Origin of the sequence: Bacteroides mucinivorans (assembly GCF_034654355.2) — a bacterium.
GTDB classification, from domain to species: Bacteria; Bacteroidota; Bacteroidia; order Bacteroidales; family Bacteroidaceae; genus Bacteroides; species Bacteroides nordii.
Map to the genome: position 1 here is coordinate 3,718,727 of NZ_CP178179.1, position 13,143 is coordinate 3,731,869.

At 36.2% G+C, this 13,143-nt stretch carries 8 protein-coding genes; 7 read left to right on the forward strand and 1 reads right to left on the reverse strand.

Going from position 1 to position 13,143, the window contains the following annotated elements:
* Positions 1–40 precede the first annotated feature (40 nt).
* The 7 genes from VCM39_RS14425 to VCM39_RS14455 all read left to right on the forward strand — a co-directional run bounded on the left by VCM39_RS14425 (position 41) and on the right by VCM39_RS14455 (position 11,257).
* Positions 41–655 (forward strand): RNA polymerase sigma-70 factor, encoded by a 615-nt coding sequence (locus VCM39_RS14425; RefSeq protein ID WP_322933000.1) that lies wholly within the window; start codon positions 41–43, stop codon positions 653–655.
* Between the two features lie 80 nt (positions 656–735).
* On the forward strand, positions 736–1,713 hold the full coding sequence (locus VCM39_RS14430) for a FecR family protein (RefSeq protein ID WP_322932999.1): 978 nt from the start codon (positions 736–738) through the stop codon (positions 1,711–1,713).
* A 60-nt stretch (positions 1,714–1,773) separates the two neighbouring features.
* Complete coding sequence (locus VCM39_RS14435) at positions 1,774–5,211, forward strand: TonB-dependent receptor (protein WP_322932998.1); 3,438 nt, start codon at positions 1,774–1,776, stop codon at positions 5,209–5,211.
* Positions 5,212–5,226: 15 nt separating this feature from the next.
* Positions 5,227–6,810 carry a RagB/SusD family nutrient uptake outer membrane protein gene (locus VCM39_RS14440; RefSeq protein ID WP_322932997.1) on the forward strand — a complete coding sequence of 528 codons (1,584 nt, stop codon included), beginning with the start codon at positions 5,227–5,229 and terminating at the stop codon, positions 6,808–6,810.
* Between the two features lie 37 nt (positions 6,811–6,847).
* Positions 6,848–7,663: a hypothetical protein gene (locus VCM39_RS14445; RefSeq protein WP_221648837.1), complete on the forward strand. Its 816-nt coding sequence runs from the start codon at positions 6,848–6,850 to the stop codon at positions 7,661–7,663.
* A 55-nt stretch (positions 7,664–7,718) separates the two neighbouring features.
* The gene (locus VCM39_RS14450) at positions 7,719–9,041 is read left to right on the forward strand and encodes a T9SS type A sorting domain-containing protein (RefSeq protein WP_322932996.1); all 1,323 of its coding nucleotides are present in this window, start codon (positions 7,719–7,721) and stop codon (positions 9,039–9,041) included.
* A gap of 89 nt (positions 9,042–9,130) precedes the next feature.
* The gene (locus VCM39_RS14455; protein WP_221648839.1) at positions 9,131–11,257 is read left to right on the forward strand and encodes a S8 family peptidase; all 2,127 of its coding nucleotides are present in this window, start codon (positions 9,131–9,133) and stop codon (positions 11,255–11,257) included.
* 118 nt (positions 11,258–11,375) lie between these two features.
* Here the strand turns inward: VCM39_RS14455 and VCM39_RS14460 are convergent, their stop codons facing one another.
* Positions 11,376–13,130, reverse strand: a complete 1,755-nt coding sequence (locus VCM39_RS14460; protein WP_322932995.1) for a DUF4886 domain-containing protein — start codon at positions 13,128–13,130, stop codon at positions 11,376–11,378.
* Positions 13,131–13,143 lie beyond the last annotated feature (13 nt).

Consider the following 13,143-nt stretch of genomic DNA (forward strand, 5'->3'; position numbering starts at 1 on the left):
TCAGATTGAACAAAATCTGCAAAGTAGTAAACTTTATTATATGTATCTCAATACCCCATCCGTGCAAGAACGCGAACTCGTATTACGACTTATTAATGATGATGAAAGTGCATTCTGTGAGCTATATTCAGTTTATAGAAACAGGCTTATCTACTTTGCTATGAAGTTTCTCAAATCGCAGGTATTCGCAGAAGACATATTTCAAGATACGTTTACAGTAGTCTGGCAAAGTCGTAAATTTATAAATCCCGATGCATCTTTTTCTACCTATCTCTATACTATCATGCGAAATCGTATTCTGAACACGTTACGTGATCTGGAAAATGAACAGCAACTAAAAAATAATATCTTTGCCCAGGCAATAGATGCCAATGACAGCACTGAAGAAACTATTCATTCTAAAGACTTCATGGAACTGATAAATCAGGCAATGCAAAAGTTGACTCCCCGGCAACGGGAAATATTCAACATGAGTAGAAACAGGGAAATGTCTCATAAAGAAATTGCCGAGACATTGGGAATATCTGTGAATACTGTACAAGAGCATATATCAACTTCTCTTAAAATCATACGAACTTATTTCACTAAAAACAATGGTCCGTACGCCGATCTTTTATTACTCTTATTAATACTTCCTATTAGTTTTTCGTATTAATAAACGTTAAAGACACCCTAGATTATTTCTTCTCTTGTGTATTAACTATATACAAGCAGAAATATTATATTCATAACTTTATGAAAAAAGAGAAAGCTATAAAGCAAAAAGTGCGTCATTATTTAGATGGTATATATTGCAAATCAGAAGTTACTGAACTATTAAAAAATATGCAAAATCCTGAAATGCAAAATATTATCGAAGAAGTTGCAGATGAACTATGGGAGGAAAACATGGAGCAACCTCCTTTTCATTATGATATAGAACATGAACAATACCGGCGTGAAGCTGCAACTCTTCTAAAAAAAATAAACAAACGTTCCTCTTACAAAAAAATTATGTGGGCAGCCGCCTGCATCACTCTAATCATAATGATTGGGTTAGGAGTAAATAGTTACCGATTTACCCAGATAGAGAAACCGTTGTATACAGAAATTTCAACTTCATTTGGTGAAAAGAAGGAATGGACACTGCCCGATGGTTCCAAAGTAAATCTAAATGCATGTACAACCCTCAGATATCCTGAACGATTCACCGAAAAAGAACGAAAAATTGAACTAACCGGTGAAGCCTTTTTTCAAGTCAACAGAGATGATAAAAAACCTTTTATCATAAAAACAGCAGGATTTGATGTAAAGGTTCTAGGCACATGTTTTGATGTCAAATCATATGAAAATAACGAAACATCATTAGTCAGCGTAAAAAGCGGAAAGGTACAGGTGGAGTTACCAGAAGCAATGATGAAATTGGTAGCCAATGAACAACTACAAATAAATCGGCAATCTAATGAATACACAAAAAGAAAAGAGAGTTACCAACATGCAATGGCATGGCTTCAAAACACATTACATTATAACAAGACCCCCTTGTATGATGTAATTAAGGATTTGGAACGCATCTATAATTGTCGGATAAAGTTTGCCCCCAATCAACAGTTTAATTATCGTTTAAGTGGTGAACACGATAATATTAACCTACAAGCAGTATTAAAATCAATAGGACATGCTACAGGTGTGAAATATAAAAAAGAAAAAGATTATATAATGTTATATCAATAACGAAAGCAATAAATGCATTAAGATAACACTCCAATCAATCTAACCATATAGTATTAATTTATGACAAGAAAAAAGCACAAATTTGTTATTTGTACCATGTTACTGATTTTATTTCTATGGGGAACATCAATTGTAAGTATAGCCCAGGAAATGAAGAAAAACACCGTAACCATTAATGTAAAAAATGAATCAGTAGAGAAAGTTTTAAAAAGAATCAATAAAGAAACAAACCTCAATTTTTTCTATGATCCAGCTATTCTCAGTAAAGCATCATCCGTTACACTGAACGTGAAAGACATGCCTCTACAGAAAGTACTAAACATGCTTTCCGTTCAAACCGGATTAAATTTTCAACGAATCAACAACACAATTTCAGTCAACTGGGAAACAAACAGTAAGCAACCGATTCAATCCCCAAAAGAAAATATAACAGGTACCATTAAGGATAATAATGGAGACCCAGTCATCGGAGCAAGTATTCAAGTAAAAAACACCGGAATAGGTACAATTACCGATTATAACGGACAATTTTCATTAAGTAATGTTCCGGAAAATGGAATACTGATAATCTCCTATATAGGTTATGATACGGAAGAGATTCCTGTAAACAAAAAGAAAAACCTGCAAATTGTGATGAAGGAGAACACTAAACAATTAGAGGAAATAGTAGTAGTGGCCTATGGAACAGCTAAAAAAAGTTCATTCACAGGTTCAGCAGAAGTAGTCAAACAAGATCGTATCGAAAAAAGGGTTGTAGCCGATGTTTCTAAAGCATTAGAAGGTACAGTAGCCGGTGTACAAAGTACTTCAGGAAGCGGACAGCCGGGTTCAGGTGCTTCTATGGTTATTCGTGGTTTTGGCTCTATCTCAGCTTCCAACACTCCACTATATGTAGTAGACGGAGTACCGTTCAACGGAGCATTGAACACAATTAATCCGAATGATATAGAATCAGTAACTGTTCTAAAAGATGCATCTGCTGGAGCATTATATGGTTCGAGAGGTGCAAATGGCGTTGTAATGATTACAACTAAACGCGGAGAAAGAGATGATAATCAGATATCTATCAACCTAAAAGCTAATTGGGGGATTTCTTCAAGAGCTATACCCAAATATGAAACAGTAAACGAAGCGGAATACTTGGAACTTGCTTTCGAAGCATACAAAAATGAACTGATTTATACAGAAGGAATCGATCCGTTATTAGCGGGAACACAGGCCATCGAAGTAATGAAAGGAATGGCCAAAGGAGTGTTAGGGTATAATGAAGAATATAATCCTTTCAACATGCCGTTACAAGAGTTGATTAACCCTATTACTGGTAAAATTAATCCGACAGCCCAACTAAAATATCATGAAGATTGGAAAGATGAGCTGAGTAATCATAACCCACTCCGGCAAGAGTATCAATTATCAGTGACCGGAGGGAACAAGAAAACCCAATATATGATATCAATGGGATATCTTGATGAAGTAGGACTCCTACAGACAACTGAATTTGAACGTTATACAGGGCGTGTTAACATTGATACCCAAGCAAAAAATTGGTTCAAAACAGGTTTTAATGCTTCGTTTGCTCAAACTAGTACCAATTACAATAGTGCTTCTGGTTCTGTCATATCCAATCTATGGTATACCAGTCAGATTATGGCTCCAATCTATCCCGTATATGAACATAACACAGATGGTTCAGTTAAAACGGATGCTAACGGAAATAAAATATATGATTACGGAAAGAACCGAATAGCCCTTGCCAATTCAAATGCAATAGCTTTATTACATGAAGATAAAGAAAATAATACCCGAGATAATTTGAGTGCCAGAACCTATATCCAATTATCTACAAATGATGATGAATATGGAATATTTAAAGGTTTCTCACTGATGGCCAACCTGGGATTAGATTATTTCAATACTCATGAAATGAGTTATAGCAATCCTTATACCGGTAATGCAGCAACAACTGCAGGTAGTTTAACAAAGGCTGTACAGCGCCAACTAAGTTATACATTTAATCAATTATTGACTTATCAACGCAACATCCGTTCCCATTCATTAGATGTTATGATAGGACATGAATATTATGAATTAAAACAGCAGTTTCTGGGAGCACAAAAAACAGGATTCCCGTTTGGCGGATTGTACGAACTGTCTGCTGCTGCAACTCTTAGTGGAGCAAGCTCACAAACAGATAAATATGCTATCGAATCGTTCCTAAGCCGCGTAAACTATAATTTTGCCCAAAAATATTACTTCTCAGCCAGTTTCCGAACCGACGGTTCCTCTCGATTTCATAAAGACAGCCGATGGGGAAAATTCTGGTCATTAGGAACTTCATGGAGAATATCAGAAGAGAATTTTATGAAAAAATACGACTGGGTAAACAATTTAACCTTGAAAGCCAGTTTTGGTTCACAAGGGAATGACAATATCGGTAGTTATTATGCTTACCAAAGTTTATATAATATGGGACTATCCAATGGCAGTTTAAACGGTGCAGGAATTAATTCATTAGAAAATAAGGATCTCAAATGGGAGAAAAACGAGAATTTGAATATCGGAATTGAAGCTCGTTTGTTTAATAGATTATCTTTGACAGCCGAGTTTTTCAATAAACACACAAAAGACCTACTTCTAAATATGCCTAAAGCTACCTCCAGCGGTTTCGATGCATATCCGGCCAATATAGGAAGTATGAGAAATATGGGCCTTGACATCACTGCAACTGTTGATATTCTTAAAAATTCTGATTTGAAATGGACATTAACAGCCATGGGAAGCCATATTCGTAATAAAATTCTAAAATTAGCCGACAAACCGGAGATCATTTCAGGATCAAATATCTTCAAAGAAGGTGAAACTGTCAACTCATTTTATTTACCAATTTCAGCAGGAGTAGATCCACTAACCGGTAATCAACTCTATTGGGTTGATCACGACAAAAATAATAACATAGTATCTAAGTACAAGACAGACGATGTAACCCTAACAGCCAATAGCAGAGAAATTGTCGGCAACCGTATCCCCGATATATATGGAAGCATAACGAATGACTTTAGTTACAAAGGAGTCGATTTTTCAATACTGACTACCTATTCTATAGGTGGAGAAATGTTGGATGGAGTATACGGAAGTATGATGAATGTAGGTTACAAAGGATACGTATGGCATAAAAATGCCCTCCGTAGATGGCAGCAACCGGGTGACATAACCGATATCCCTAAAATTATGTGGGATCAACAATTACGTGTAACAGATAAAGATCTGATAAATGCCTCTTACTTTGCTATCAAAAATATTACTTTGGGCTATACATTTCCAAAAGACTGGCTAACAAAAATCAAAATGGACAATATCAGAATATATGCCACAGCAAATAATTTAGCACTATTCAGTCACCTCAAAGGAATGGATCCCCAATATAACTTTACTGGCACTGTGGGATACACTTATACCCCTTCACGGACATATTCTATAGGTATTGATATTAAATTCTAATAAATCAGAGACGATATGAAAATAAAATATTATACACTGCTAACTATTATCTTCTTATCTACCTTTTGCTCATGTAGTGATAACTTAAATACCAATCCTACCGACCAGATATCGGGAAACGTCATTTTCAAAGACGTAGAAGGAGGAATGGTAGCGATGAATGGCGTGTACCGCATGATGTACTCATCCGGCTGGGCTGGGGACAACTCTACACATGCCTTCGGATATATGTCAACTATGTTGGTGTCCGGGGTTATGGGTGATGATATGATTGTATCTTCATCGGTAAAAGGTTGGTTTTCGATGGATTACAATCTGCAAGAAAGAAATTTCTATTCAAGTACATTATACCGCCCCTATTCTGAATGGAATTTTTACTATACTTTGATCTCAAATTTAAATTATATAATTGCACATGAGAATGATTTATATGGACTTCCTGCAGACAAGGCAAACTTATTTGGGCAAGCATATGCTTTGCGTGCTATGTGTTATTTTCATTTAATCCAACTGTATCAACAAACCTATAAAGGGCACGAACAAGCTTTGGGAGTCCCAGTATACACCACCCCTACTACATCTTCTACTCCGGGAAAACCAAGAGGTACTGTAGAAAATGTATACATGCAAATCAATAATGACATAGAATACGGAATAGAATTATTAAAACAGGCAGAAGATGGAGGTATAACCCAAAAGCATAAGTCACACATTGACTATTATATAGCCAACGGAATCAAATCAAGAATAGCACTCGTGCAAGAACGATGGCAGGATGCAGTAGATGCTGCCGTACTCGCACTAAAAAAACCTGATTTAAAAACAGCCAATGCTTCCGAATTAGTGGGAGGATTCAACGATATCAACATGTCATCGGTACTTTGGGGAGCCGAAATTCAGAAAAGTGACCAGATCGGTGCATACGCTTCATTTTTTTGCCATATGGATGCTATGGCTGGCATGCACGGATCATATGATCGCAAATGCATAAGTGCATGGTTATACAAACAAATGGGATTACAGGATCTTCGCCGGGTAAATTGGTGGAAAGGAAGTATCGCTCCTGCATTAGAGAGTACTCAAGGGGCACAAAAAAGCTATTGTACAATGAAATTCCGTTTTAGTGATTATTCTTCCTATTTAGGAGATAATATTTATATGCGCGCAGAAGAGCTACTCCTTACAGAAGCAGAAGCTCTATGTCATTTAAAAAAATATAAAGAAGCAAGGAGTATTATGGAAACATTCGGTACAATACGTGAAAAGAGTTATGTACGCAATCGGCTCGATAAAGTTATTGATGACAATTCATTGACGCTGGATGTATACGGTACCGGTACAACTCCGGAAATCAAAACTCTTTTGGATGAGATATTATTACAACGGCGTATCGAGTTATGGGGAGAAACAGGTCGTTTGTTCGATATACTCCGTTTAAAAACCGGATATTATCGTGGGTATGAAGGCTCTAATCACGTAGTTAAGCTAAACGACGATACTCGTTTGCCAGACTATAAAGGTTTTATATTAACCATCCCACAAACGGAATTCGACGGCAATATCAACATGGATCCTATAGCTGATCAAAATCCATTATAAACCATTGTTTGACTACCAACCTCAAAAAAAGATTAAGATGAATTTCAAAACATATATAACCAGCACATTATTAAGTTGTTTTTTACTAACAGGCTGTAACTCTGATAATGAAAAATTAATTTATGAATCGGACACAAATTGTTATGTATCTTTTCGTACTGAAAAACTAAACAAAGAAATAGAAAAAGATGAAAACAATCTGATTATCCCTGTTTATCGCGAAAATAAGCAAGGAATAATGACAGTTATTGCCGAATTGTTGTTTCAACAAAATCCAGATGGTACAGAGGTCCCCGGAAGAGAGTTTATATCTTTAGAGAACAACATAATAGAATTTAAAGATGGAGAAAATATTAGTAATATAATACTAAATATAAATCTTTCGCAATTAGACTATCTGACTAAAGCTAAAGCCCAGATAAAACTGAGAGCTACTGAAACAGCCCCCTTTTCTACTTTCGGTAAAACAGCATTGACCCTGTCTTTAAACCGTAAACCTACCTGGAAACAATTTGAAGAAAAAGGTATCTACACTTCAGGATTTTTAAATACAGAGAAAGAGGTTACAATACTAAAAGCCGAAGAAGCCCCTTTCTATATCATAAAAGATTGCTATGTAGCAAACGGAGATATTCGTGTGGATATGGATAATGACGGAAACGTTACCATCGAGCAACAAAAGGCTTTTCGACTTGAAGCCTATGGAATAGTATATGTGGTAGGAACAGGATTTTTGGACAAAACCACCAACACCGTCATAATGCAATTAACGTTCCTTGTTGAACAAGATGGGCAATGGGGAATATTATCAGGGGCTGCTTTTGAGGAAAAATTTACTATTCCTGCCCGTTAAACAGACAATTATCAGAGAACTATAGATTAATGTTTAACAAAAACAATTACAACTTATGAAAAAGTGTTACGTATTATTATTATTTACAATGTTGGGATTTACCATCAATGCACAATCCGTATGGGATGGAACTGCAATGACATGGACCAAAGGTGATGGAACAAGTACAAATCCTTATTTAATTGAGAATGGACAACATTTAGCTTACCTGTCCGAACAAGTACGCAATGGAGAAACTTATAAAAATAAGTTCTTCAAGTTAAACAACGATTTGGATATGGGAGCAACTGCTGATCATAAATTCACTCCTATTGGTGTATTTGATGAGTATACCGACTCATCAAAACCAGAACTGGGAATCGTCGATGATTCGAAATACTTTTTAGGAGTATTTGACGGTAACAATAAAAAGATAGATAATATTCATGTCTTTTTCATTGATGAACAATCAGTTGGTGGTACCGGATTGTTTGCCTGTATCTCTGCAGGAGCTGCAATAAAAAATTTAGGAATCGGAGAAAACTCTATTATCGAAGGAGGTGATGGCACTGGATCACTGGTAGGAAACATGAAAGGAGGTATCATTGAAAATTGTTACAATGAAGGATTAGTGACAGGAATCGGGGGTAGTTTTGGTACCGGTGGACTAATAGGAGTCGGAGAATATGGTAAAATAGCTAATTGTTATAATACCGGGATGGTGAAAGGAGTAAGTGACGTTGGAGGTATCGTAGGATATGTTGATAAGAACTTTACTATAGACAACTGCTATAACTGCGGTATGATCAATGCTTCAGGTCTTTTTGTGGGAGGCCTTGTCGGACTTATGTATGCCGGAACAATAACGAATAGCTACAACATTGGAATGATATCTAACGGACCACTTTTCGTCAATGCCATTGTCGGAGCAACAGACATGGATCCTTTCGTTATCAAAAATTGCTATTATTCAAAAGAGCTGACAAATATTGGAGAAGAGATAACAAATGGTATATCTGAAAAAAGTGTTGAAGAGATGAAAGCAGCTTCTTTTATTACCTTACTTAATGGAGGACAAAATCCAATGGCATGGACTGCCGACACAAGAAATATAAACGGAGGATTTCCCATTCTTGTATGGCAATCAAGTCCGGTTACTGGAATTCAGAATGCAAATGAAAAAACTGATTGTAATATATATGTAGTAGACAAATCTATCGTTGTGGAATGTTCCGAAAACGTACCTTGTCAAATGAATGTAATCAATTTAAACGGGAAAATAATCAATAGCCAAACATTTCTACAAAATAACTCTCTCAATATAACTGACAGTGGTATTTATATTGTAACCGTTAATATTAACGGTCAACAATATACGTCCAAAGTGGTTATTAAATAATTAACTTTACAGAATGAGGATGAGGCTGTCTCAAAATATTTTTTTTGATTTCAGCCTCATCCTGTATTCTATTAAAATCTTCTACCTTCATGAAATTTATAATCACCGGAATTATTTTCTCTTTTTTATTTTCAGTACATTGCTTTTCCCAAACAATATGTACTGACTATTCACCTAAACTATCGGCTATAACAGTTAGTCAACTTCAACAATATGAATCGAAAACGACACGTGGAGTTAACAATAATGAATTTCTATTTGCGTATGTCCGCCTTATCCCCCAAACAGACACGAATGTCCTAAATGAAAAATACGGAGTGCGACTTAATACCGGAGCTGGTGGAATCTATACGGCTATTATCCCAATGGAACAGCTCAGAACTTTCGCTCGGGACAGTACAGTAATGAATATCGATGCGAGCACAGAAGTCAGAATGATGATGGATTCTGTGAGAATATATACAAATATAGACCCGGTATTTGCCGGAAACGGACTTTCCCACTCTTATCAAGGGGAAGGAACTATTATAGGAATAATAGATAGCGGATTTGATTTCACACATCCTAATTTTAAAGATGCTGACGGAAAAAATCGTATTACTTGTGTATGGGATCAAAACAATCTGTTTACCACCTCTAACTCTCCGTATGGCTATGGAGTTATTTACTCTACTTCAGAGCAGATTGCAACTGTAAAACACGATATGTCTGGCGATACACATGGTACACATGTAGCAGGAATAGCAGCCGGAAGTTATAACAATATATATAGAGGTATAGCACCTAAAGCAGAAATAGTTCTTGTCTCTGTCAACAAAACAGAACAAGGGATATTGGATGGAATCGATTTTCTATTGCAGTATTCCGACAAAGCCAATCGCCCCCTTGCCATCAATTTAAGTATGGGAACAATCTTGGGATTTAAAGACGGCACTGATAACTTCTCTATATTGGCAGATCACCTTATGAAAGATAGAAAAGGAAAAATATTAGCTATTGCTGCCGGAAATGAAGGACATCGCAAATCTACCCTTACAGGTAAATTCAATTCGACAATGCGCAATGTAAAAAGCCTACTTATCCCCCCCTCTTATGGCAGAGACAACCTTTTCATACAAGGTACGGCAGATCACATTTGTCATCTAACCATATCTTTAAAAGATACACTAACAAATACATACCGATTTTCTGAAACTTTCACATCTGGCGAACAATGGAGTAAAAGTTTTCAAAATTTCGGTTTAAATAAGTCCGACAATTCCAAATTAAATATTTCTGCTTCTTTAAATCCCATTAATCAAAATCCTTACTTTAACATCAACCTTATATACACCAAACCGGAAAGTGAAGTTTGGGAAATATCATTCTCATCAGACGGAGGTAAATATATGATTAGCAGTGATTACGGAAGTTTTACATCTGCCGGTAAAAATGACTATACCAATGGTTCCACAGATTATACAATAGCATGTACAGCTACAGGACATGAAGCTATATCTGTAGGAGCATATGTTTCTAAAAAGACTTATAAAGACATCTCAGGCACACTTCACCAATCGGATTGGGAAAGAGAAATCCTCTATCCTCTTTCAGGAAAAGGTCCGACTTATGACGAACGCATCAAACCGGATATCGTAGCTCCCGGCGCAACCGTGATATCCTCCTTCAACTCATACGCTGCATCTTACAGCGTAGGGCCTTCCGATAAAACTTTAGAAGTAACAGATTCTTTTTCTAATAGAAAATACTCATGGGGGATAGCAAACGGAACTTCTATGGCTACTCCCGTAGTTACAGGTACACTCGCTCTATGGCTGGAAGCATGTCCGGAACTGACTTTAAAAGAAGTAAAAAAGATTATCGAAAAAACTGCATATCATGATTCAAATACAAGCAATACTATTAATGCAAAGTATGGTATGGGAAAACTTGATGCCATTGCCGGACTTTATGATATATTACAAATGACCTCACTCCAACAAGAAACACATCTGGCATTCAACTATATTTATGATAGAAATAGTGGAGAAATAGAAATCACCTCTCCTGATCCTGTAGAAAAAGTACACATATATTCTATATCAGGAAATATCCTATCAGTAATCAATCACCCCATTAATAATAAATTCCATATAGAATTAAATACAAAAGGAGTTTATTTTATGCGAGTACAAAGTTCGAAGTTTTCAAAAACAATCAAACTGGTGTTTCATTAAAACTGTACATTAAAAGAGCTATGCCAATTAGCCACACTATAAATTCGCTGACTAATTGGCACATTTTTTTAATCAAGTCCAAGGCGATGTTCATCTTCTTTCAGTACTATCTGACCAATTATCTTCCCCATAGCTTCAAGTCATCCCAATACATTCGTAAATATTTATTCTTCGATTTCATATAATTGGCTATCTCTTTTGAAGTATAAAGTTTTAATGGATTAAAATCCGTAATTCCGTCAGGTGATGGATCCTGACTATTATGTGTATAATTTGTTATATCAAAAACAGTTTGTTTATCTCCCCCTTTTGTCTCAATAGTCATGTAAAAACGCCCATTCTCTCTATCTCCTTCTTTACAATAATACTCCAAAGTAAACCATTCGCCAATGGGCACTTTTACTTCAGTATTCTTCTCCATCCAAAGCGTTTTAAATCGTTTATCAGCAGGTAATCTACGATCAATATCCTGTGCATCCACTTTAAAATAAAATTCCCCTTTACCCACAACAGGTTTAGTTATTCCCAAAGTAACACGCCCGCCATAAGGAACCGTTGGCCTCCAGGCAACGTTATTCCATAATTCAACAATTGTAAACCAATTGATAACATCCGGATAATTGTAAAGCTCTCTCATATCCTCATGCAAATAAATTCTCATTGATTGCGTAAACTCCCTCAATCCTTTTTTAATTCCATAAAAATCACATTGTATTCTTGCTTTCTCTGTCGTATCAGTCATCCAAGGTTCTTTTATAAGAAATTGCAAAACCCTGTTATGTGAGTTAACCGGATCAGATACTATACTCGCCAGACGTTGAGTGGAATCACCTTTCGTATAAGTGACAGAAACCCGATCCATGATTGATTCAATATCTCTTCCCCAATCGCTTTTTATCAACGTATTTTCCTTCCCTACGATATGATGGTTATATTGTCCGGCAGGTATTATGGTAACAGTATCTTCAAAACCGGACTGAAATAACAGAAGTTCACTTCGCTTTAAATGTTTATTAGGTGCATCCGGACATTTAAAAGCTAACATAGGAGATATTTGTTTAGGATTTTGTAATGCCAGATGTGCTGCATTTTGAGCAATAGTTACCTGACAGGTATTAAAATAACCCGGTATAAAACGATTTCCAACCGGAGAGGCACCAGTAAGAGCTTCATACCAGGTACAAGCCGCTGTATATTTTCCAATCTTATTCAAATGAGAACCATCCCTATTAAAAGTATCTCCCAAAACACTTGTACGTGCATTCTGAATAGCCGTTCCCGAAGGAATTATCATGTCAATCCCAACAGAATCCGCAGCTGACCATACAGATTTGACAATAGCCTCATACATATCTATCTGTTTTCTATTATAGGTATCAAAAGCCGGTTTTGACGAACTTTGAGGATATGCCCAGGTTTGATGCATGACAAATCTGACCTGCGGATTAGTAGCATGTTGTTTAACGTAATCTACAAGATATGTCAGATATGGGAAATAGCTGGACAACACTCCCGATAGAGTGCTTACCTGTTGAAAAGTAATATAATCCCACTTTTCATCCTGAATACATTGTAACAATGTTCTCTTAGAAATAGTCTTTTTACTTCCTGCTATTTTTCGATAAGAATACACCGGCAGATCTTTTTCTATATTTTCCCAATGCTTTTCTAAAGAACAACCACCGATAAAAGCATTTGCAACTGTTATTTCCGTACCTCCTTCCGTACTCAAACCATCCAGGAATTCTTCAACAGCATCCGCTGAAAAACTATTTCCGATAGCAAGAACTTTCACCGACTGTTGGGCAAAAAGTGAAAAGCTAACTGCAGAAAATAATAAATATAAGTTCAGTAGTATAATTTTATTTTTCATTCTAACACCTTTT